The organism is Methylobacter sp. S3L5C (assembly GCF_022788635.1).
GTDB lineage: Bacteria > Pseudomonadota > Gammaproteobacteria > Methylococcales > Methylomonadaceae > Methylobacter_C.
Map to the genome: position 1 here is coordinate 1,290,346 of NZ_CP076024.1, position 22,070 is coordinate 1,312,415.

The following is a 22,070-nucleotide window of genomic DNA, read 5'->3' on the forward strand; positions in this document are numbered from 1 at the left end:
AAGACATGGCATTGATCACAGGATAGACGATTTGCCTGTCCCGAGTGGTCGTTATGCCGATGAGGCAATTGCCTTGCTGTTAAAGAAAATCGATGCCATTGGCACACCCTATAAGGAATATCAGGTCAAATTATTTGGGGGAGGGAATATGTTTCCTGGAAGTTTTGAAAACAGGATGTCCCATATCGGCTTTCAGAATGTGCAAGCTGCGCAGCAACTGGTAAATCAATATGGTTTTACTTGCGTGGCCGAACATCTGGGAGATGTCGGACATCGTAATGTGATTTTTGAAGTGTGGAGCGGAGAGGTTTGGGTTAAACACAGTCCCATATTGTATCTCACCGAATATGAGCTTATAGACAGGAGCCTAAAATGACTCAGATAAAGGTATTAATAGTAGATGATTCTGCCGTGGTACGGCAGGTTTTGACTGCAACTCTATCACAAGATCCCGGTATTAATGTGATAGGTGCCGTTGCTGATCCGTTGTTCGCCATGGCGCGAATGCAGGCGCAATGGCCCGATGTGATAGTGTTGGATGTGGAAATGCCACGCATGGATGGTATTACATTTTTAAAAAAGCTGATGACCGAACGCCCTACGCCAGTAGTTATTTGCTCCACGCTGACCGAAAAAGGTGCAGAAACTACTATGCAGGCCTTGGCTGCAGGAGCAGTGAGTATTGTTACCAAGCCTAAAGTAGGGCTTAAACAGTTTTTGCAGGATGACTCGGAAAATCTGCTGGCTGCAGTCAAAGCGGCTGCGCGTGCCAATTTGCGCCGACTGGCCAAATCCCCTGTGGTAACGGTATCAGCTAAATTAACGGCAGATGCCATTCTTCCTGCTGCCATTAATGCTATGGCCGAAACTACCGACCGGATTGTTGCCATCGGAACTTCTACTGGTGGTACCCAAGCATTGGAATATATACTAACGGCCTTGCCTCGAGTCTGTCCAGGTATTGTGATCGTGCAACATATGCCGGAAAAATTTACCGGTGCTTTTGCTACCCGTTTAAATAGTTTGTGTAAGATTGAGGTACGCGAAGCGGCCAATGGTGACCGAGTGATCCCAGGGCGCGCGTTGATTGCACAAGGTGGGCGACATATGTTGCTCAAGCGTAGCGGCGCGCAGTACTATGTTGAAATTGTCGAAGGGCCGCCCGTCAGTCGTCATTGTCCATCTGTTGATGTGCTGTTTCGCTCGGTAGCAAAATGCGCAGGCAAAAATGCACTGGGTATCATCATGACGGGTATGGGTGATGATGGTGCCAAAGGTCTAAAAGAAATGTTTGATATGGGAGCCAGTACCTTGGGTCAGGATGAAGATAGTTGCGTAGTCTATGGCATGCCTAAAGAAGCGTTAAAATTGGGTGCTGTTAATCGAGAACTACCACTAAGCCAGATTGCCCACGAAATTGTTGCATATGCTGGCAGGCGGTAGCTCAAGGATTATCTTCGCCTCCTGATATGGCTTGTTAATCAGCGATAAAGATTTAAACCTTAAAAAAATAAAACCGTTAAAATAAATTGGTATGTTGCAAAAAGCTGTTCGTTTAAATAATAATAATGTAAATCCAACTAAATGAATATTAACAGGTAAATATAAATGGTAAATTACGCCTTCGACTTGGCATTATGGACAATCCTTTTTTTCATCACCGGAATGTATAAGCCTCAGTGGCCCCTGTTCTTTTTGAAAAAACCTGACAGATTCATGATTATTGTGATCACAACTGTATTTGTTATGGCCACTTTTACGCTTTATGGTGAAGGCGAGCGACTTGAAAAAGTAGCTAAACAACCCGTTTCTGAAACTCTTACACCACCACATGTCGCTGTTCCGGTTCCCGTGCCTGCCCCTGAAAAGCCGGCGATTAAATAAAGTCTTCTTGCATCGTCTATTGGAAAGTAAGTTTCATACTACAACAGTCAAGCTATCGATTATAGGTGAGACGTGACGGTATTATAAAATCTGTCAGGTCTTACCCAAGCAGTAAGTAGCTTGTCACCAGAATCTAAATATCTTTTAATAAACGGTTTTGTTCAGAGGTTTGCATCAGTTTATTGAAGGTATTGACGGCATTCATAAATAATCTCTCCTGATTCATATCCGGCAGGTGATTTTGTCCACACTGCTCCAACGCATCGATAATATAACTAATAGTGAGAATATTGATATCGACTGCGGGCTGGTAAACTTCATCATCTTCGTTTAAATTTTTATACTCGACAATAATATGACTGCTGATTAAATTTAATAATACCGGTTGAATAATTGCTATAGGGATAACCAGTTTTGTTGCTATTTCAGTAGCGGTTAAGGGCTTGTTTAATTGCGTAAAATTTTTGATAATTAAATGCGTAATTTGTAGGGCAATAACTTTTTTCAGGGAGAAACTTAAATCAGAGAATCGGTTGTTATTTCGATAAATTTCATAATTCTGTAGAAAAAAAGCGACTTCACAACCAAATAAAACAATCATCCAGCCTGTTTGTAACCAGACAACAAATAAAGGCAAGGCAGCAAAACTACCGTAAATTGCATTATAACTGGATGCGCCAATTTGCAGGCTTAGATAAGCCCATTGCGACAGATGATATAAAATACCGGTAACAATACCGGCAATTATCCCTGCCCGATAATGTATTTTATGATTAGGCATAAAAATAAAAGTAAAGCCAAATAACGCTATCATAAGTACTAAAGGCGACAAAGCCAGCCCTCTTAAAACCAGCCAGGTACCAAACTCCGGTAAACCAATAACAGTAATCAACCAGGTTATTTTTGTTTTCAGGAATACTGTAATGCTACTGGATGCGATTAATAAAACGGGAGCGAATAGCATGAGCGATAAATAATCGCTAAATTTACGACTGATGGAGCGTCCTTTACCTATTTTCCAGATAAAGTTAAAAGACTCTTCGATGTTGCCTATCACATTGATAATGGTCCAAAACAGCACAACAATACCAATTCCTGCAACAACTTCGCCTTTAGTGCTCTCCAGCAGATTTTGTGCAAAACTTATTAGATCCAGCACCATGGTATTTTGATCAGGCGAGTGCCTAAGTAATTGTTGTTCGAGCATTTTTTCAAAACCAAAACCTTTGGCGATGCCAAAGAGCATGGCAATAACAGGCACTATCGACAGTATGCTATAAAGCGTTAATGCTGATGCCCTGAGTGGACACAGATCGCGGGAGAAGCCCTGAACAGATAAGATAATAATTTTTAACGACTTGATGACGGCTGCTTTAAATAGTGGCAGCTTTTGCTCATGTAACAGCCATATATCTTCTTTAATAAAATTAAACAGATTAATTTTCATTGGCTGATAGTATGCATTTTAAGGGAAGGTAATTTTTATTAACCAGGTATGTAAGTGAGATACCTGGAATAATGCAATCAATTTAACCGTTAATGCCTTAGAGATAAAGTATTTTTACTTGAATTGAATAAAGGCAAATATTGCCTTACGAAAGCCTTGAAAGCTATTGAGGTGTAAAACCTTTTTGGGTACAGTTGAAAACTTAGATCGCTATCCGAATTTAAGCTACTGAGAAATTCAGATTACAGCGGAGTTTGACGTTTCCGACGGCTAATTATACCAAAAACCGCCAGTCCGCTACCAAACAACCAGATAGCTCCGGGTACCGGTACGGAAGGAACAACTACAGAAAAATCAACAGGATTCGAAGTCAGGTTGGTATAAGGATTGCCGCCGCCACTGCCACCAACACCACTATTATTACCGCCGCCCCCACTTTTTTTGGTAACGGCTTGATTTAATGTGGGTTTATTGGCTAAAGAGGTGGGGAGAGGTGGCAGGATTTCGTTTGCCTGGCTAAGAGTAGGGCGGCCGGTAATAATATTTGATGAGTAACTAAGGCCGGTGAACAGGCTTTCAAAAAAATTGGTTGTCGATTTGGAAATACCGCTACTCTGTTTAAGAGCAGTATATATGTCAAAAGCAGGATTTTTAGGATTAGAACTTAGTTCGGACGATTCAATACTTGCTTCGCCTTTATTAGATATTATCAAACTATCATATGAAAAAAGACGAGAGAATTCTTCACCTGCCAGTTCACTACTATTAGTGACGCCAAAAAATGTGTAATTAATTGTTGATGCTTCGGATATTGGTGAAATGATCATTAATACCCAGCAAAAACTAGAGGCAGCAGCTCTTGAAAACCTGTTCATATTTTTGTCCTGTAAAAGGGTTGCAAACCCCCAAGCGCAGACGTAACTTCATTATTGTGAGCAGTTACGGCTGTAAAAGTAATTATTAGATTACAATTATAGTGATTTTTTTTTGAATATTAACAGGATTTGCAGTTATTTGCTTACTTTTTAAATGTCATTGAAATTTTTAAGTGTGCCGATCAGAGTTACAAGCCTCGACTGACAGCGAAACTAAAGCTGATGGAAATTGAGATTACAGTGCAAGTTGACGTTTCCGACGGCTGATCATGCCAAGCCACTGCCAAACAATAGACATCTTTCCTAAATACAGCCATAGCGTAAGTTAACAAGAGCAGCCACTAAATTCCATGTCAAGGAGTAATGCTTGTGTTTGCCCCGATAAACATCTTTGGCAATCCTGAAAATTTTGCATCGGCGATTAACATGCTCAATAAAAATACGCTGTTTTGATAGTGCCTTATTATCGGCTTTGTCTTCTGCCGAAAGCGGTTGGCCTTTTTTCTTTTTAACCGGTAGAGTCGAGTTCTGATGGTGTTTCTTTATCCCTTGGTATCCGGAATCCGCCAACAACAGGGCATCAGGATGTAACAATAGACGGCTATCTTTGAAGATCGAAAAATCATGCTGTTGACCTTTACCTATCACTACGGAGAGTATAGTCATCGTCAATAGGCAGATCACGAGTTGGACTTTGATCGTGTGGCGTTTTTTTTCCTGAAAAGTACGCTTTCTGGTTTTTAACAGGGCGCTCGATAGGCTGCTCCGAAACATCAATGACCACGGTAGCTGCGGGATCTTCCAACAGTGCTTTGCGGTTGGGCAGTTTTTCGATTTTGATCAATAGTCTTACAGTGCGAGTATAGATTTTATGGCAATACGATTCGCTGATGTCGAAGACCGCAGCCAGATTTATCAACGTCGGATAGTGACGAAGATAATAGAGTGTCAGTAACAAGCGGTCTTCCAAAGCCATCTTGGAGTCTTTTCGTCCCCGTCTAGTCAGTGGATTAAGGACTTTTTGTTCGTCCAGGTAAGTCACCAGCTTACCGTGAAGATGCAGAAAATCTTCTGGTGACAGGCCGACAGTCCTTAAAAATTCTTCAGGCTTGTGTCTTGGCAATTGGGCATAAGGAGTCATGGCTATCCGTGTTTTCAGAGGTAGATCGCTATTTTAACCCTATCAAAGCCAAATTCTATGTCAATTATTTAGGAAAGATGTCTAATAAGTATAGCTGCAGGTACCGGTATGGAACTGGGAGTAGGGGGAGTGATGTTCACATAACTAATATCACCATAGCGGCTTGTGCCAGTTACCGTTTGTATAGAAGTATTATCCTATTTATAATAGGAAAGATAAAGAGCATAGCCACCAGATGCATCTATAGTTTCTCAGATAAATAATTTCCAGCCCACCACGGTAGGTATTACCAAGTAATCGCAAAATCCTCGCGCATTTTTTCATCACGCACAACACTTTACTGGCATCTTGCAGATACGTTTTGAAGGTCGTTATAACGGAATCATATAGATCTTCAACGGTTTTAAAATACTTCATGTGGGTCGAAACACGTTTGGTATTTTTCCATAATTTTTCAATGGGATTATAGTCAGGAGAAAATGCAGGTAGCCTTTCAATCGTCAAGCGACCCAAATTCGCTGACTTAAAGTCCTTGACGCCAGTGATTGTTGGTATTGAAAGTTGCCGCTTTTGAGCTCAATCGTACCAAACATTTTCAGGCCTTTGCTTATACCCGTTGTTTTGACTGTCGGTTACTGACCTATCGGTGCCCATGTTCGAGCTAATGATCCCCTCATGGCAAATGATACTTCATCGCCAAATAAAAACGACGCAGCCATCTTCTTTAGTTTTTTTAATAATGGCCGGTAACGTTGCTTCCAGCCACTTTTTTCTCGCTATCTGGTACGCTTCTTCCTCTTGGTGGTCACTGATAAAGCGAGCCTTCTGGCAGTTTAAGCCCAACTTTTTCAACAAGCTGGATAGGTAGTTCACGTTATAACGAACCTCAAATTTTAACCAAATGACTTCGGCAATCATCGCACTGTTCCATATTCCGCAATGAAAGCCGCTGGCTTCAGATCCGTCTTTTATCAATTGAACCGATTGGATTTGCTGGGCTTTAGTCAACTTTTCTTTGCGTCCACGCTCTTGATAGTGCTGACCGGTAACCACTTCATACCTTTGTACATAAAGGTTGTCAGCCAATTGATAATGGCCTTTATGTGCACCCCCATCCGCTTTGCTATTTCTTTGATTCCTACATCTTCAGTGTACCAGATTAGCGCACTTGCTAATCGGTAAAAACCAATATTACTCAACCTCAGGGTGATTAATAGGTTGTTTTGCAGTTTTTCCAGAATTGATTTTGAAAAGCTAAGTCTTATCATCCATGTACTCCTTTGATGACTTTTTCTTGGCAGAAATAAGTATATCTTCAAGGGAGTTTTTACTGGTTAGGAAATTATTTTTCTGAAAGTCTATAGTAAAAATTAACACATAAGCTTTTTTGAACTGTAACGAAATGTAACAGGATGCAGTATTTAAGAGTTAATGAATTGTATCGACAAACAGCAATTTGCTATAAATGATATTAATAAATAGGGAAAATAAAAAATAAAGTTATAATCACTTAAATCAAATGTGTGGATGCACTCAATGTTACAACTTAAAATACTGATTGTGGACGATGACGAGCACCTAAGCTATTTGCTCAAGTACTATCTCTGTGACCAAGGTTTTGGTGTCGATATTGCGGGTGATGGTCAGCAGATGTTCAAAAAAATGGATAGAAATCCATTCGATTTGATCATCCTGGATTGGATGTTGCCTGGTGAGGATGGTCTGTCTATTTGTCGTCGGTTGAGTCAAGATGAAAATAGCCCCCCCGTCATTATGGTGACCGGCAGTGGTGGTGAAGCCGATCGTATTTTGGGCCTGGATTGCGGTGCCGATGATTATCTGTCCAAGCCGTTTAATCCGCGCGAACTGCTGGCTCGTATTCATGCGGTTCTGCGGCGTAATCCAAGACTGGTTGCAGCCATTCCTGAAGCAAATCATGCCCCGTTTTATTTTGGGCCGTATCTGTTGGATTTTTCTCAACGTTGCTTATTCCGGGATGATTTCAAGATTGATTTGACCAATAGTGAATTTGGTTTACTTAAAGTGCTGGCGCAACAAGGCGGTGTACCGTTAACGCGTGAGCGTCTGGGTCACCTTGTCGACGGACGCAATCATAAGCCGTCAAGCCGTTCCATTGATATTCAGATATCGAGATTACGACGTTTACTTGAAGACGATCCAACTCATCCGTCCTATTTGCAAACGGTACGAGGGCTTGGTTATGTGCTGGTTAAGAAAAGTGCCGATGAATAAGCTTTTATCAAAAAATACTGCTTGGGCAAGTGCAGGCATCAGACACAATGAAACGTCTTTTACAGGACGCTTCATTGTGTGGCCTGATTTTTATCTGAATATTAACGCGCTTGGTAGCTAACCATTAGCTGATCAGGTTTGGCGAGATCACCGTGTAAAATCACTCCACGATTATTGGCTGCCAGATGACGAACAATTTTGTAAACATGTTCAATTTGATCGTCAGCTTCTGCTTTTTCTGCCAATGCTGCCAGTTCTTGTGGTTGATCAGCACTTTTTAAAACGGCCAGTATTTTTCGTTGCAGGTTCAATAATGTTTCTGCGGCTTTTTTCCCTGCTTCTACGCCCGGTTGATTATAAGCATTGATGTTTACCAGCGAAGCATAAAAACCAACCGCTCGCTCAAACAGGGCGATTAGTGCGCCAACTGTTTCAGGGTTAACCTGGGTAATTGTCAGTGTAATCGAATCCCGATGATTGTCATATAACGCCTGCCGGGTACCTTGTAAAAACCCGGACAGAAAATCACCTGATGTCGCTTCGGGTTCTACTTCAATTGATGCGCCATTTCGGTCTTTCAGCACTTCTACAAAAATAGCGAAGAAGTTCGCTACCCCCTCCCGCAATTGTTGCACAAAGGCATGCTGATCCGTAGAGCCCTTGTTACCATAAACAGCAATGCCCTGGTGCACTGTATTGCCGTCCAAATCCTTTTCTTTGCCCAAGGATTCCATGACCAATTGTTGCAAATAACGCGAGAACAGCAGCAGGCTATCTTTGTAAGGCAGAACCACCATACCTTTCTCACCCTTGCCGTTGCCCGCACAATACCAGGAAAGTGCCAATAAAGCGGCTGGATTTTTTCTGATTTCCGGCACACGGGTAGCGATATCCATGGTCTTGGCACCAGCCAATAAAGCTCTAACATTAATTCCCAGTAATGAAGCCGACAATAGTCCTACTGATGACATTTCTGAAGTGCGACCGCCCACCCAATCAAACATGGGAAATTCGGCCAGCCAACCTTCAATGCGCTCAAGTTCATCCATTTTACTGCCCAACATGGTCACAGCAACGGCATGGGCAGCGAAGTTTAAACCCTGTAGTTCGTAGGCATGCTTCACTTCCAGCATTCCGTTACGCGTTTCAGGCGTGCCGCCTGATTTACTGGTAATAATAACCAGGGTGCTTTTAAGACGGCCTTTTAGATGGTTTAGGATGTGATCGATGCCAGCCGGATCGGTATTATCAATAAAATGGATGGACAAAGGTGGGGAATCAGGTGTTAATGCTTCGCCCACGAATTGTGGACCCAGAGCCGAGCCGCCAATACCGATAGAAAGAACGTTCGTAAATTTGGGGGCCAGCGGTGGATGAATGGCGCCTTTATGTACCTTTTCGACAAAGGCTTCAATCTGATCAAGATTATTTATGATCTCGTTTTTAAGCTCCGCTGGAGCCAATTCAGGATTACGCAACCAGTAATGCCCAACCATTCGATTTTCATCCGGGTTGGCAATTGCACCTTGTTCCAAAGCTGCCATGTCGGTAAACGCCTGGGCAAATTTTGGCTCCAGTAATTTTATAAGGCAATCATCAATGCGTATCCGGCTAACATCCAAATACAGTCCCAAGTCTTCGTTAAAATAAAGCCAATCCTGATAGCGTTGCCAGAGTTCTTGAGTAGTCATAATGTCTGTATTGTGAGCTTATAATGTTTAATGAAAAAATTAGTGCCACTAATTTACGTTTATAGCCGATTTTATAGTGTGATGTTACTCAAAAAGTGACTTCATTACCATGAAGAGGGTTAATTTTCAGGTTTTTATGGGTGACTTTTTTTAAGAGTAATAGGATAACTACCAGCCAAGTTAAGTCAATTTTTAAAAATGAAGGTAACAAATGCATCGTAATGATCATTGTTTATCGCCATTAGAGTTTACTTGCTCCAGTGTGTGGTGGGCGATCATTAGGTTTTCCTCGGTAGCTATTACCCATGCTGATATTTTTGATGATAAGGTTGATATGCGCACAGTCCCGGCTTCATTGGCTGCATCGTCAAGTTGAAGCCCTAACCACAACGCCTGATAGCAGATTTTTGCACGAATTACGGCACAATGTTCACCGATACCGCCGGTAAATACCAGTGCGTCAAGCCCGCCCAGAGCCGCAGTCAGAGAGCCTATTTCACGTCCTATACGATAGACGAATAACTCGATGGCCTCCTCTGCGTGTGGGTGGTTACTGGCAAGCAATAGGCGCATATCGTTGGAAATTCCGGAAACGCCCAGCAAGCCGGATTGATGATAGAGCAGTTGTTCCAGGGCACGCGCATCCATGTTGTGGTGATCCATCAGATAAAGCAAAACGCCGGGGTCGATACTGCCGCAACGAGTGCCCATGACCAACCCGTCAAGGGGGGAAAAACTCATGGTAGTGGCAATGCTATTGCCTTTGTAAAGCCCGCACAGGCTGGCACCACTCCCCAAATGAGCGACAATAACACGCGCATTGGTAAGCGCAGGCTCAACTGTGGGTAATATGGAAGCTATATATTCATAGGAGAGACCGTGGAATCCGTAATGACGTATGCCTTCATCAGTCAAGTGTCGCGGTATCGCAAAATGCTGCGCTACGGGGGGTTGAGTGCGGTGAAATGCCGTATCAAAGCACGCGACTTGCGGCATCGATGGCATGGTCTTGAGTAGTGCGCGGATAGCCGCGAGGTTATGAGGTTGATGAAGCGGGGCCAAAGGAATGAGGGATTCCAGTTCGGTAAGAACACCCGGATTAATGAGGACAGGCGCTGAATAGTATTGTCCGCCGTGGACGACGCGATGCCCCACTGCCAGTAATGTTCCATTCGCCAAATACGCGCGTAGCCAGCTGAGCAAGATAGTGATGGCTCCCGAGTGATCCCCCGCTTCGTCGACAGTGAGCGCCCGATCAATCAAAATTAAATCATCGGGGGTCTTCACCATGAAGTGTGGCTGGCTACCGATACCTTCAATTTGTCCGGCAGCATCGGTAATAAGTTTTACTGATGGGGTATCCTTCCGGTAAATGGCAAACTTGATGCTTGATGAGCCGGCGTTAATGACCAGTAAGTATTTATGCATAATGCTTGATTAATTTAATAAAAAGCCGGAACGGTAATGCATATTTCAGCGACATGGGTGTTACAAAGCTGGTCATCAGGTTCCCACACGGTTACGCAAGTGTTCAGGCATATAATTGCGGTCACCCAAGACTTCCAGCATCGGCCCGTGAACATCAAACTTAACAATACTTAATGAGGCTGCCGGAGTATCAATGCGATCCCGGTAGCGACCGGTATCAATTCCCATCAGACTACAAAGAATAATGCGTATCGTGGCTTTATGTGAGACGACCAATACGTTGCCATTCTTGTAGTTGGATTCAATTTCAGAGATGATAGGGAGTGCCCGACTGGCAACCTGAACCGCTGTTTCACCGTCGGTTGGCGGATTCCAGGCGGGTTCGGTCAGCCAGCGGATATAATCCTGTTCGTAGCGTACTCGAACATCGTCCTGTTCTTTATCTTCCCAGGCACCGTAACCAATTTCCTTAAGCCCGTCCCTGGTTTGCATGGGCAGACCTACCGCTTCACATAAAGGTTGTGCCGTTGCAACCGTTCTTTTCATGGGGCTGGCGTAAATGGCCGACCAGGATACAGAACGGTAAGCATCCGCAAAAGCTTGCGCCATTTGGCTTCCTTCCGGTGTCAATTCCGGATCGAGTGCGCCACAATAGGCTCCCCGCCGGCTATATTCTGTTTCTCCATGGCGTAGCAAATAAATTTTCAGGCTCATATTAAAAATCCGGGTTCATTGATGGGTAACTTGATAGAGACTTTCCGGACATTCCAAATTTCATCGCAATATTCACGAATTGCCCTATCAGAGGAAAATTTGCCGGCTCTGGCCGTATTCAGGATAGACATGCGCGTCCATCGTTCCGGGTCTTGCCATGCTTCGGTGACTTTATCCTGACAGGCAATGTAGTCGGCGTAATCAGCCAACACCAGAAAAGGGTCATTTTGGCATAGATTATCTATCAAAGGCCGGAATATTTCGGTGTCACCATGCGAAAAATGACCTGAAGCGATTAGATGAATGACTTCGGCCAATTGCGGATTTTTTTCGATAGTGGTCGCTGGATGATAACCTGCGCACTGAAGTTTAACGGCCTCCTTTTCGGTTAACCCAAACAAAAAGAAATTTTCGGCACCGACTTCTTCACGAATCTCTATGTTGGCACCATCCAGGGTGCCGATAGTCAAGGCACCGTTTAGCGTGAATTTCATATTACCGGTGCCTGATGCTTCTTTGCCCGCCGTAGAAATCTGCTCTGATAAATCGGCTGCCGGATAAATTAGCTGGCCGTTCTGGACGTTAAAGTTAGGGATAAAAGCGACACGTAGATATTTATTAACATCCGAGTCGTTATTGATTACCTCGGCCACAGCGTTGATCAATTTAATGATGCGTTTGGCCAGAAAATAACCGGGTGCTGCTTTGCCACCGAAGATAAATGCTTGTGGCGAAATGCTAAGTGATGGATTGCGTTTAAGACGACAGTATAAAGTGATAATGTGCAGCACATTGAGATGCTGACGCTTATATTCGTGGATGCGCTTGACCTGAATGTCGAATAACCAGGTCGGATTCAGTTCAATGCCGGTCTGTTTATGCAAATAAGTAGCGAGTTTTTCCTTGTTCGCTTGCTTAACGGCTCGCCACTCTTGGCGAAATACCGCATCTTCGGCAAAGGCTTCAAGTTTTTTGAGCTCATTAGTCTGTGTAATCCACCCATCGCCAATCGAGCGTGTGATTAAATCACTCAGTTTGGGATTGGCCAGTACCATGAAGCGGCGCGGAGTTACTCCATTGGTTTTGTTACTGAAACGTTCCGGCCACAGTTCGTAAAAATCTTTTAGCAAACTGGTGGTTAGCAGTTCGCTATGTAAAGCAGCTACGCCATTAATGGCATGACTGCCGACACAGGCAAGATGTGCCATGCGTATACGCTTTTTGCCGCCTTCATCGATTAGCGACAGTCTGGCTACGCGCTGATCGTCGCCCGGATAACGACGCCGTACTTCATCAAGAAAACGGCTGTTTATTTCGTAAATTATTTCCAGATGTCGTGGCAGGAGTTCACCAAACAAGGGTAGCGACCAGGTTTCAAGTGCTTCCGGTAGCAAGGTGTGATTAGTGTAGCCAAAAGTGCGAAAAGTAATGCTCCATGCCGAGTCCCAGGCAAGTTGACGTTCGTCGACCAATATCCTCATTAGCTCGGCAATAGCGACCGAGGGATGGGTATCGTTAAGCTGGGCGGCAAATCGGTCGGGGAAATGTTCAAGAGGCAGACCGGCAAGTTCAAGCATATTAAGCATGTCCTGTAGTGAGCAGGAAACGAAAAAATATTGTTGTGCCAGACGAAGTTTTTTCCCGTCTTCAGGTTCGTCATTAGGATACAGTACCTTTGTGAGTGTCTCGGAAATAACTTTATCGTCCACCGCCTGGTAATAATCGCCGGTATTAAAGGCCTGAAAGTCAAAGGATTCACAGGCTTCGGCACTCCAAAGACGTAGGGTATTGCAGGTATTAACGCGATAACCTGGAACCGGGGTATCGAAAGCCACGCCTTTGACGACATGGTGTGGTATCCATCGTTTTCGAAGAGAACCCTGATGATCATGGTAGCTTTCCGATTGCCCGCCCAAGTTGACGTAATACGCTACATCGGGTTTGGCTATTTCCCACGGATTACCCCAGCGTAACCATTTGTCGGTGATCTCCACCTGCCAGCCATCATGAATCTCCTGATCGAAGATACCGAATTCGTAACGGATGCCGTAACCAATTGCCGGGCGCTCCAGAGTTGCCAGTGAGTCAAGATAGCAGGCGGCAAGACGGCCAAGGCCGCCATTACCCAAGCCCGGCTCTTCTTCCAGAGCCATCAGGTCGTCAAGATCCTTGCCAAGTTCAGCAACTGCTTGCCGAATTTCAAACTCAATGCCGAGATTAACCAGGCTGCTACCGAGCTGAGGACCCATGAGAAATTCGGCTGAAAAATAGCAAGCAACTTTTTCAGTACTGGCGCCTGTGAAATAGGTTTGTACGGAGTGACCCCACAGGTGTTGTAGTCTGTCACGCACGGTCAGTGCCAAGGCTTTATAGTAGGAGTGTTCAGTGGCTATTTCAGGCAACTTGCCCAAGCTATAGATTAAATGATCCAGAATAGCCTTTTTTAGAGCAGCAGTACTCAAGCTGGTACGAATGTCTTCATCTACCGGTATGGCTTTATCATTTAAAGTATGACCAGTTTTCTTGTTGTTTGTCGTCATGTTCGTATCCTTGGCAACATTGTTATTAAGTTAAGTCGTTCTATAAACTTAAAGTAGCTTTTTTAAATCAGGAACGGCTAGGAGACTGTATTTAATTAATTGGGATAAAGTCGGGTTTTGTAGAAGCAGCTTTTAGCTGCTTCTACAAAAATGTTTATACGCTGTTAACTATTTTTATATTGTAACAATTGGTTCTGCTTAACTTTTGATAAAGCCCTGCTAGGCGTAGCCAAAAGGTTTGCTGTAAACAGAACCTGTTTTACCTCAGTAAGGCCACTGCCATTGGTCGTCTTCCGGTCTGTCTATACCATGTTCATAAGCGTAGCTTCGGCATTCAATTTGCTGGTCACGCAGCTTTTGTTTAACGTGCGCGCCGGATACCCGTAAAGTAGGAATACGATCAATAGCATCGATAGCCAGGCTGAAGCGGTCAGTTTCATTTTGAATAGCCAGTTCCAACGGCGTGTTGATGCTGCCTTTTTCCTTATAGCCACGCACATGCAGGTTCTTGTGGTTGTTACGGCGATAAGCGAGTCGATGAATTAACCAGGGATAGCCATGAAAATTAAAAATGACGGGTTTATCCACGGTAAACAGGCTGTCGAAATCGCGATTTGAAAGGCCATGTGGATGCTCACTACTGGGCACTAATTTGTAAAGATCCACTACATTGATAAAGCGAATTTTAATGGTTGGAAAGTTTTCGCGCAGTAATACGGTTGCGGCCAGAGCTTCTTTGGTGGGAATATCACCTGCGCTGGCCATAACCAGATCCGGTTCACAACCATCGTCGTTACTCGCCCATTCCCAAATACTAATACCTTTGGTGCAGTGTTTAATCGCCGCATCCATATCCAGATATTGCAGATGCTTCTGCTTGTCGCAGACAATGACGTTAATGTAGTCAGTGGTTTGTAAGCAATGGTTGGCTACAGAAAGCAGACAGTTGACATCTGGCGGCAGGTAGATACGGGTTACTGATGGACTTTTGTTAACGACCAGGTCGAGAAAGCCGGGATCCTGATGAGTAAAACCATTATGATCCTGACGCCAGACGGTAGAAGTAATCAGCAGGTTGAGTGATGATACCGCTGCACGCCATGGCACAGCCTTGGACATGGCTAACCACTTGGCGTGTTGGTTAAACATCGAGTCAATGACATGCACAAACGCTTCGTAGGTAGAAAAAAAGCCGTGTCGACCCGTCAGTAAATAGCCTTCCAACCAACCTTCCAGCGTGTGTTCGGAGAGCATTTCCATAACCCGACCGTCTGGTGATAGTTGGCCATCGTCAGCATCTTCCGGCATAATATCCGCCATCCAGGTTTTTTTGCTGGCCTCATAAATGTCATCAAGCTTGTTGGAGCTATTTTCATCCGGGCCGAACACGCGGAAATTATTCATGTTGCCACTCATAATATCACGCAGAAATTTGCCCAATGGGCGGGTATTTTCTGCCGATATTTTACCTGGACTGGTGAGCGCAAGGGCATAATCCCGAAAATCCGGCATTCGTAAGGCTTTTCTTAACAGGCCACCGTTAGCATGCGGATTTGCGCTCATGCGGAGTGTACCTTTAGGCGCCAGTACTTTAAGTTCGGGGATTAATTTGCCCGTCGAATCAAATAATTCTTCAGGTTTATAACTACGCAGCCAGTCTTCCAGTTGCTTTAAATGTGCAGGATTTTCTTTCATTCCGGCAAGAGGTACCTGATGTGAGCGCCAAAAACCTTCGACCTTGTGCCCATCCACTTCCTTTGGACCCGTCCATCCTTTTGGGCTACGCAAGATGATCATCGGCCAGCGTGGTCGGTTCGGGATGCCTGTGCGGCGTGCTTCATCCTGGATACGTTTGATTTCCAACACACACTCTTCAATAACGCTCGCCATCAGTTGGTGCATCGTTTCGGGATCACTGCCCTCCACGAAGTAAGGCGTATAGCCGTAGCCTTGAAACAGGCGCTCCAGTTCTTCATGGGAGATGCGTGACAAGAGCGTCGGATTGTTTATTTTGTAACCGTTAAGATGCAATATCGGTAATACTGCGCCATCACGGATGGGATTAAGGAATTTATTGGAATGCCACGAAGTCGCCAATGGTCCGGTTTCCGATTCACCATCACCGACGACAACAGCTACCAGTAAATCGGGATTATCATAGGCAGCGCCGTAAGCATGAGAAACACTGTAGCCCAGTTCGCCACCTTCATGAATCGAACCCGGTGTTTCCGGTGTACAGTGACTGCCTATACCGCCTGGAAAAGAAAATTCCTTGAAAAATTGCAATAAACCTTCTTCATCTTCACCTTTATTAGGGTAAATTTCTGCATAAGTACTTTCCAGATAAACGGGGGCCAACACGCCTGGAGCACCGTGGCCTGGTCCGGCCAGGAATATGGCATTAAGACCATACTTGTTAATGAGCCTGTTTAAATGTATGTAGGTAAAGCTTAGACCAGGACTTGAGCCCCAATGCCCTAACAGCCGGTTTTTAATATGCTCAGGCTTTAGTGGTTCTTTCAATAGGGGATTATCCCGCAAATAAATCATACCGGCAGCCAGATAAGTACAGGCACGCCAGTAGGCGTTAATCCTGACTAGCTCATCCGGACTTAACGTATCAGCAACAGGGAATTGGATTATCGATTTATCAGCTGTAGTCATATAGTTATATCTCTTGAGGGTTAGATAAAATTAAAATTTAACAGACAAAATATAAGGGAAATACAGTCCAATTTTCCCTAAGTATTATGACATTTGTATTAATCTAAACGGGTTCTGTTTATTACACTACGCAGAGTGCACGATAGATGTTTACCGATTTTTGATTAACGATAACAGCGCTGCGGTTTATCTGTTTGCCTGCGCGGTAAGACTTTTGGTTAAGACGCTGGAGGCTGGGAATTACCACCAATGGCTTGCAACGCTTGGTAACGCTCGATTGCAGTTCGTGCGTTGAAGAGCATGCGCTCGCGGCCAAGACGGTCGGCCAGACCGGCATGACGTACTATCTCAAGCACGCCGGGATTAAGTCCGACCAGCCATAGTGTAGCACCGGCTTCAGTCGCGCCCTTTTCACGCTCCATTAGCATCTGCAGAGCCGAGTATTCTATATCCGTTACCCGACTCATGTCTAATGCAAGTACCCGAGGTTTGTGCTGTTCGATCAATATGCCGATTTGCTCGGCCACGTACTGCACGTTGACAAAGAACAGGCGTCCCTCCGGGCGCACGATCAGCAGGCCATCAAGGGTTTCGTCATCGGGATGTTCGGATGACAGGGGACGCAGCACGTCTTTGCCGCGCTTACGGCCAATAATATATACAGGTGGGTGGGCGGCCTGGCTGGATAGGCTGACAAGTGACATGATGATTGCTATTACGATACCTTGCAGTGTGCCAAATATGAGTACTCCCAAGCAGGCCACAATAGCCCAGCGAAACTCCATCTTCCTTACTTTGAGGATGGTGATGAATTCGGCGGGTTTTATCAGCCCTGCCGAGTAGACGATAACCACTGCTGCAAGCGTGGCATAGGGCAGCAAGCTCAGTAACGGCGAAAGTAGCAGCATGATCGCGGCCGCAGTACTAGCAGTCACCAGCGATGCTTTTTGCGACCGGCCTCCGGCAGCACGCACGACTGCAGTCTGCGTGGTGCCTCCTCCCGCAGGCATCGCGCCGGTCATTGCGCCACCCAGATTGGCAGCTCCCAGGGCAATCAGTTCACGGTTTGCATTGATCGGCGGCTCTGCACATCCGGCAAAGGCGCGCCCGGCAGCGATTGACTCGGTAAAACTCATTAATGCGATTCCGAGTGCACCCGGTACCAACTGTTCGATCAGGGCCAGATCAGGTATCGTCAGTGACGGCAATCCTTGTGGAATCAGGCCGACTGTCGAGACTCCCTGGGCATGCAGACTAAACAACCACGATGCAGCAATGCCGCCGCCAACGGCAACCAGAGGTGCCGGTGAATGTGGCCATAGACGTTCCATGCTGATCAGTACGAGCAGTGTCGCAGCAGCTACTGTCAGCGTGATTAGCGAGGTTTCGGGCAACTGATTGGCTACGCTGAGAAGGTCGCGAAAGAAGCCTTGCTTGGTAATATGAATACCCAAGAGTTTAGGTGCTTGGTCGAGTACAATCACAAGACCTATTCCTGCTTTGAAGCCGGTCAGAACGGGTGTGGAAATAAAGTTGGCAACAAATCCCAGACGGAGCAACCCGGCCAGAATTAGCAACACACCCACCAACGCAGTTAGTGTGGCAACGGCGGTGATCAGTTTCGTGGGGTCGCCATCCGGCACCACCAATCCGAGCTGTGTACTGGCGAGGATACCCAAGGTCGTGGTGGAGCTGACACTGAGTACTTTCGATGAACCCAGCAGGGCGTAAACAAGCATCGGTATAAAGGCAGTATAGAGGCCCACTGCAACAGGCAAACCGGCCACCGTTGCGTATGCCATTGCTTTGGGCAGAACTACCGCTGCGGCCGTGAGACCGGCGACCACGTCGAAGCGTAGCGCTATGTTGCCGGACTGCTTTGCTTCTGTACTGGCTGGATTGGTTTTCATTTTGATCACGTTGAGCAGAATGACGATTAATTTAAAATAGGCTCTTAATTCTATTCATCTTCCAGAATTTTCCGTGCTGTTTCCAAATATTTGAGTTGTTCATCATTTAGTTTGGGAAATTTTAAATCAAGATCTTGCAGGGTCGAGGTAATAATGTCTGCAACCAAGGCGCGTGTCGCCCACTTGTTGTCGGCCGGAATAATGTACCAAGGTGCCCATTTTGTACTGGTGGCGTTAAGCGCATCGTTATAAGCTGCCATGTAATCATCCCAGTGTCCCCGTTCAGCAAGGTCTGAACCTGAAAATTTCCAATTTTTCTCAGGTCGATCCAGTCGTTCCATAAAGCGTTCTTTTTGCTCTTTCTTGGAAACGTTCAGAAAAAATTTGAGAATGACGGTGCCGGTGCGTTCCAAGTGATGCTCGAATGCGTTGATGTCATCATAGCGCTCTTCCCAAAACGATTTGCCCTTTTTTCCATCCGGCAAGTTCTGGAGCAGTTCAGGATGGACTTTAACCACGAGAACGTCTTCGTAATAAGAACGGTTGAAGATGCCGATTCGGCCTCTTTCCGGCAGGCTTTTCATGTAGCGCCAGAGAAAGTTGTGATCCAAATCCTCGCTTGAAGGCTTCTTGAAGCTGAAAACCTGGCAGCCTTGCGGATTGACGCCAGACATGACATGTTTGATAGTGCCGTCTTTACCGGCGGCATCCATTGCCTGAAAAATAATTAACAATGAGTAACGGTTATCTGCGTACAGTAGTTGTTGAACCTGAGTTAAATCCGTCAGATTTTGTTGCAGGACCTCATTGGCACGTGCCTTTAATTTATCCTTGCCAAGTTCTTTAAATTCCTCGGTTTGAGTCCAGCCGGTATCATAGTCTTTGAGATGGATTTTTTTTCCGGGTTCTATACGTAAAAGATCAATGTATTTTTTCTTTATCATAATGGCTTCCGTTAAAGGATGAAGGGCCGTCTGTTATTATTCGTTATTATTTACAGAGACGTAAGCTGATGCCTAAAAATAAAAATATTTTTCGCGGGAAATCATCTACGTTGCCAAACTTGCGATATAGCCATATTGGGCGGCCAGATCGACAATTTCCTTGCGGTATCGATCAAATTCAGTCGAGCCAGGTGCGCTATAGTTCCAGTTTCGGTAATGACTGGTTAGTTCGGTAAAGAAGCTTCTGCCTTCATCTTTATCCTTAAAACGATACCCGGTATCAATGAGGCTCTTTAATAGTCGAAAACTCTCAAGCTGGCGTTCTCGGGACATACAAGCATCAATTGAATCGAAAGCATCTTGCTGGAGATAAACCATGTCCAGCAACAAGGATTTTTGCCAAACGATAAAATCCTCTTCGGTGATACCTTCCTCTCCGGTAACCTGCATCATTTGATAGATACCGTCGCCTTGAACCAGTAATTCCTGCATGGACTTGACATCGCGGACCCAGTTGACATCAATATTTTCAGTGAACCAGGCAGCAAGTTGGTCAAGATAGCGTGACCACGATATAAGTGGATCAATGGCGGGATAAAAGCGTCGATAAGCGCGGTCTGCTGATAACCCGAGAAAAGTTTTAACAGTACCCAGCGTGGCTTGGGTGACCGGTTCTTCAAAGTTACCGCCGGCAGGTGAGACAGTACCGATCATGGTCAGGCTGCCCGTGGAGCCGTCAGGACAGCGGAGCACACCGGCACGTTCGTAGACATTTTTAACCGATGAATCAAGATAGGCGGGAAACGCTTCTTCACCGGGAATTTCTTCCATGCGGCCCGAGGTTTCGCGCATGGCTTGTGCCCAGCGTGAGGTAGAGTCGGCAATAAGCAGTACGTGATAGCCCATTTGTCGAAAATATTCGCCCAAAGTAATACCGGTATAAATAGAGGCTTCGCGTGCAGCAACCGGCATGGATGAAGTATTGCAAATAATGATGGTTCTATCCATCAAAGTCCCTCCCGTGCGAGGGTCAGTAGTTTCGGGATATTCGGTAAGCGTTTCAACCACTTCACCGGCTCTTTCCCCACAGGCAACGATAACGACAATATCAACCGTCGAAAAACGGGCGATAAGACTTTGTAAGACGGTTTTTCCTGCACCAAATGGACCGGGAATACAGCCCGTGCCGCCTTGGGCAATGGGGAAAAAAGTATCAATAATACGGGTTGCTGTGGTAATTGGCTCAGTGGGATAAAGGCGTTCAGCATAGTGACGGCGGATAAGGCTTTCCGGCATCGGTTTACGCACGGCCCAGCGCTGGGACATGGTCATTTCCAGCTCGGTTCCTTTGCTGGTTTTATAACGGGCGATGACGTCTTCAACCTGTAAATTACCGCCTCTAATCCAGGTAATCTCGACAGGTTCCGGCTCATTAAAGGGTACCATGATTTTGTGCTTGAATTGGCCTTCAGGAACGGTTCCGATGGCACCACCTGGAGACACTCTTGCACCCACTGCGACTCCGGGTTCAAAATGCCATTTTTTTTCCGGATCAAGCGGCGGCATGGTAATACCACGGGGAAGAAAAAAACCATATTTGTCGGCCAGTGTATGCAACGGATTAAGCAAGCCGTCAAAAACCTGCCCCAGTAAACCGGGACCCAATACCGCAGACAGCATTTCTCCCGTTAGTTCTACCGTGTCACCAACCTTAACACCTCGTGTATCTTCAAATACCTGCATATCGGCAGTTCGCCTTCGCACGCGGAGAACCTCGGCTTTAAGGCGTTCATTACCGACGCAGACATAGCCCAGTTCATTTTTCATGAGTGAGGTATTCTCATCGACCTCAATAAGTACAAGGCTTTCCAGAACGCCAATGATTTTTGCAGTTCTGGATATTGGTTGTTCAGCTGTCATTTTTTACCTCGTTAATCAATTCTTGAAATCGGCTCTTCGCTTGTCTCGCATCTCGTGCCAGCCAAGCTTGAAGAATGTCCCATTTAAAAACGAAAGCGAATATCGCCTCAAATCCAAAACTGTTACTTTCTGCGATTCGGCTGAGTTTTTGCCAGATACTATCCATTAGCAGGCTATCAAGACCGGCTGCATCGTTAGCTTCAAGATAGCGTCGGGCTTCAGGAATCCAGGGATACACCGCTGCCAGTCCAAAGTCCTGAGTATCCCAATGCGCCGCGATAAAACCGGCCCAGCGACTGGCTCCGGAAACCTGCTCTAAAAAGGCCGACTCAAAGATCGTATTATTTTGCCGTAAGCCCGCCAGGATTGTTTGTTGATCCATTCTAAACTCAATAAATTCGCGCAGGGCAGGCTGAGTAATTTCTTGTAACGCAGCACGGCAACGCACGACCATTTCTTTATCGGTTTTCGGTTTGGCCAGGGACATTCGCCAGCTTACCAGTGCTTCGGCTAGAGCCAGTTGCCGAGCATCCTGAGAATCCAGGACATGCAGACGCTGCTCCAGTCGCAGACGCGTGATGGGCGATCGCTCGGCTTTTTTAAACGGCGGTAAATAAGGCAAGCTGGCGACCAGGGTAATATAGGATGTCGCCATAATA

19 protein-coding genes are annotated in these 22,070 nt (G+C 45.5%); 4 read left to right on the forward strand and 15 right to left on the reverse strand.

Translation table 11 applies throughout. The annotated features are described in order from the left end of the window. Positions 1 to 31: 31 nt before the first annotated feature. The 3 genes from KKZ03_RS05955 to KKZ03_RS05965 all read left to right on the forward strand — a co-directional run bounded on the left by KKZ03_RS05955 (position 32) and on the right by KKZ03_RS05965 (position 1,884). Positions 32 to 376, forward strand: a complete 345-nt coding sequence (locus KKZ03_RS05955) for a hypothetical protein (protein WP_243220605.1) — start codon at positions 32 to 34, stop codon at positions 374 to 376. Continuing rightward, on the forward strand, positions 373 to 1,443 hold the full coding sequence (locus KKZ03_RS05960; protein WP_243220606.1) for a chemotaxis response regulator protein-glutamate methylesterase: 1,071 nt from the start codon (positions 373 to 375) through the stop codon (positions 1,441 to 1,443). Before KKZ03_RS05955 ends, KKZ03_RS05960 begins: the two co-directional genes overlap by 4 nt. A gap of 165 nt (positions 1,444 to 1,608) precedes the next feature. Next, a complete protein-coding gene (locus KKZ03_RS05965) occupies positions 1,609 to 1,884 on the forward strand; it encodes a hypothetical protein (protein ID WP_243220607.1) in 276 nt (91 codons plus the stop codon). A gap of 133 nt (positions 1,885 to 2,017) precedes the next feature. Here KKZ03_RS05965 and KKZ03_RS05970 read toward each other — a convergent pair whose 3' ends face one another. The 6 genes from KKZ03_RS05970 to KKZ03_RS05990 all read right to left on the reverse strand — a co-directional run bounded on the left by KKZ03_RS05970 (position 2,018) and on the right by KKZ03_RS05990 (position 6,433). After that, entirely contained in the window at positions 2,018 to 3,331 is a 1,314-nt protein-coding gene (locus KKZ03_RS05970) for a YihY/virulence factor BrkB family protein (protein WP_243220608.1), read from the reverse strand. A gap of 242 nt (positions 3,332 to 3,573) precedes the next feature. Continuing rightward, the gene (locus KKZ03_RS05975) at positions 3,574 to 4,206 is read right to left on the reverse strand and encodes a PEP-CTERM sorting domain-containing protein (protein WP_243220609.1); all 633 of its coding nucleotides are present in this window, start codon (positions 4,204 to 4,206) and stop codon (positions 3,574 to 3,576) included. Between the two features lie 303 nt (positions 4,207 to 4,509). Next, the gene (locus KKZ03_RS05980) at positions 4,510 to 4,890 is read right to left on the reverse strand and encodes a transposase family protein (protein ID WP_243217090.1); all 381 of its coding nucleotides are present in this window, start codon (positions 4,888 to 4,890) and stop codon (positions 4,510 to 4,512) included. Then, positions 4,844 to 5,347, reverse strand: coding sequence for a transposase family protein (locus KKZ03_RS05985; RefSeq protein WP_243217091.1), 504 nt, complete (start codon positions 5,345 to 5,347; stop codon positions 4,844 to 4,846). The genes KKZ03_RS05980 and KKZ03_RS05985 overlap by 47 nt, the downstream gene beginning before the upstream one ends. Positions 5,348 to 5,548: 201 nt before the next feature. Further along, positions 5,549 to 5,902 carry a transposase gene (locus KKZ03_RS21990; RefSeq protein WP_371744886.1) on the reverse strand — a complete coding sequence of 118 codons (354 nt, stop codon included), beginning with the start codon at positions 5,900 to 5,902 and terminating at the stop codon, positions 5,549 to 5,551. Positions 5,903 to 6,037: 135 nt separating this feature from the next. Beyond that, a complete protein-coding gene (locus tag KKZ03_RS05990) occupies positions 6,038 to 6,433 on the reverse strand; it encodes a winged helix-turn-helix domain-containing protein (RefSeq protein ID WP_243220610.1) in 396 nt (131 codons plus the stop codon). Positions 6,434 to 6,883: 450 nt separating this feature from the next. Between KKZ03_RS05990 and KKZ03_RS05995 the strand changes: the two genes are divergently transcribed. Further along, the gene (locus KKZ03_RS05995) at positions 6,884 to 7,600 is read left to right on the forward strand and encodes a response regulator (RefSeq protein ID WP_243220611.1); all 717 of its coding nucleotides are present in this window, start codon (positions 6,884 to 6,886) and stop codon (positions 7,598 to 7,600) included. Positions 7,601 to 7,701: 101 nt separating this feature from the next. Here the strand turns inward: KKZ03_RS05995 and KKZ03_RS06000 are convergent, their stop codons facing one another. From KKZ03_RS06000 to KKZ03_RS06040, 9 genes are all read right to left on the reverse strand, one after another. Then, positions 7,702 to 9,291, reverse strand: coding sequence for a glucose-6-phosphate isomerase (locus KKZ03_RS06000; protein ID WP_243220612.1), 1,590 nt, complete (start codon positions 9,289 to 9,291; stop codon positions 7,702 to 7,704). Positions 9,292 to 9,516: 225 nt separating this feature from the next. After that, positions 9,517 to 10,719 carry an acetate/propionate family kinase gene (locus KKZ03_RS06005; protein WP_243220613.1) on the reverse strand — a complete coding sequence of 401 codons (1,203 nt, stop codon included), beginning with the start codon at positions 10,717 to 10,719 and terminating at the stop codon, positions 9,517 to 9,519. Between the two features lie 75 nt (positions 10,720 to 10,794). After that, positions 10,795 to 11,433: a histidine phosphatase family protein gene (locus KKZ03_RS06010; RefSeq protein ID WP_243220614.1), complete on the reverse strand. Its 639-nt coding sequence runs from the start codon at positions 11,431 to 11,433 to the stop codon at positions 10,795 to 10,797. Then, a complete protein-coding gene (locus KKZ03_RS06015) occupies positions 11,430 to 13,973 on the reverse strand; it encodes a glycogen/starch/alpha-glucan phosphorylase (RefSeq protein WP_243220615.1) in 2,544 nt (847 codons plus the stop codon). Before KKZ03_RS06015 ends, KKZ03_RS06010 begins: the two co-directional genes overlap by 4 nt. A gap of 264 nt (positions 13,974 to 14,237) precedes the next feature. After that, the gene (locus tag KKZ03_RS06020) at positions 14,238 to 16,637 is read right to left on the reverse strand and encodes a phosphoketolase (protein WP_243220616.1); all 2,400 of its coding nucleotides are present in this window, start codon (positions 16,635 to 16,637) and stop codon (positions 14,238 to 14,240) included. 218 nt (positions 16,638 to 16,855) lie between these two features. Beyond that, positions 16,856 to 18,547, reverse strand: a complete 1,692-nt coding sequence (locus KKZ03_RS06025) for a SulP family inorganic anion transporter (RefSeq protein ID WP_243220617.1) — start codon at positions 18,545 to 18,547, stop codon at positions 16,856 to 16,858. A gap of 50 nt (positions 18,548 to 18,597) precedes the next feature. After that, entirely contained in the window at positions 18,598 to 19,491 is an 894-nt protein-coding gene (locus tag KKZ03_RS06030) for a polyphosphate kinase 2 family protein (RefSeq protein WP_243220618.1), read from the reverse strand. A 105-nt stretch (positions 19,492 to 19,596) separates the two neighbouring features. Then, positions 19,597 to 21,411, reverse strand: a complete 1,815-nt coding sequence (locus tag KKZ03_RS06035) for a V-type ATP synthase subunit A (protein ID WP_243220619.1) — start codon at positions 21,409 to 21,411, stop codon at positions 19,597 to 19,599. Continuing rightward, positions 21,401 to 22,066, reverse strand: coding sequence for a DUF2764 family protein (locus KKZ03_RS06040; protein ID WP_243220620.1), 666 nt, complete (start codon positions 22,064 to 22,066; stop codon positions 21,401 to 21,403). The genes KKZ03_RS06035 and KKZ03_RS06040 overlap by 11 nt, the downstream gene beginning before the upstream one ends. Between the last annotated feature and the right edge of the window lie 4 nt (positions 22,067 to 22,070).

Excerpts from the sequence above, each read along its gene's own strand:
- KKZ03_RS06025 (WP_243220617.1), bottom strand. The coding sequence starts at position 18,547 with ATGAAAACCAATCCAGCCAGTACAGAAGCAAAGCAGTCCGGCAACATA.
- KKZ03_RS06005 (WP_243220613.1), bottom strand. The coding sequence starts at position 10,719 with ATGCATAAATACTTACTGGTCATTAACGCCGGCTCATCAAGCATCAAG.
- KKZ03_RS05995 (WP_243220611.1), top strand. The coding sequence starts at position 6,884 with ATGTTACAACTTAAAATACTGATTGTGGACGATGACGAGCACCTAAGC.
- KKZ03_RS06010 (WP_243220614.1), bottom strand. The coding sequence starts at position 11,433 with ATGAGCCTGAAAATTTATTTGCTACGCCATGGAGAAACAGAATATAGC.
- KKZ03_RS06000 (WP_243220612.1), bottom strand. The coding sequence starts at position 9,291 with ATGACTACTCAAGAACTCTGGCAACGCTATCAGGATTGGCTTTATTTT.
- KKZ03_RS06015 (WP_243220615.1), bottom strand. The coding sequence starts at position 13,973 with ATGACGACAAACAACAAGAAAACTGGTCATACTTTAAATGATAAAGCC.
- KKZ03_RS05965 (WP_243220607.1), top strand. The coding sequence starts at position 1,609 with ATGGTAAATTACGCCTTCGACTTGGCATTATGGACAATCCTTTTTTTC.
- KKZ03_RS06040 (WP_243220620.1), bottom strand. The coding sequence starts at position 22,066 with ATGGCGACATCCTATATTACCCTGGTCGCCAGCTTGCCTTATTTACCG.
- KKZ03_RS05985 (WP_243217091.1), bottom strand. The coding sequence starts at position 5,347 with ATGACTCCTTATGCCCAATTGCCAAGACACAAGCCTGAAGAATTTTTA.
- KKZ03_RS06020 (WP_243220616.1), bottom strand. The coding sequence starts at position 16,637 with ATGACTACAGCTGATAAATCGATAATCCAATTCCCTGTTGCTGATACG.
- KKZ03_RS06035 (WP_243220619.1), bottom strand. The coding sequence starts at position 21,411 with ATGACAGCTGAACAACCAATATCCAGAACTGCAAAAATCATTGGCGTT.
- KKZ03_RS05970 (WP_243220608.1), bottom strand. The coding sequence starts at position 3,331 with ATGAAAATTAATCTGTTTAATTTTATTAAAGAAGATATATGGCTGTTA.
- KKZ03_RS05975 (WP_243220609.1), bottom strand. The coding sequence starts at position 4,206 with ATGAACAGGTTTTCAAGAGCTGCTGCCTCTAGTTTTTGCTGGGTATTA.
- KKZ03_RS05960 (WP_243220606.1), top strand. The coding sequence starts at position 373 with ATGACTCAGATAAAGGTATTAATAGTAGATGATTCTGCCGTGGTACGG.
- KKZ03_RS06030 (WP_243220618.1), bottom strand. The coding sequence starts at position 19,491 with ATGATAAAGAAAAAATACATTGATCTTTTACGTATAGAACCCGGAAAA.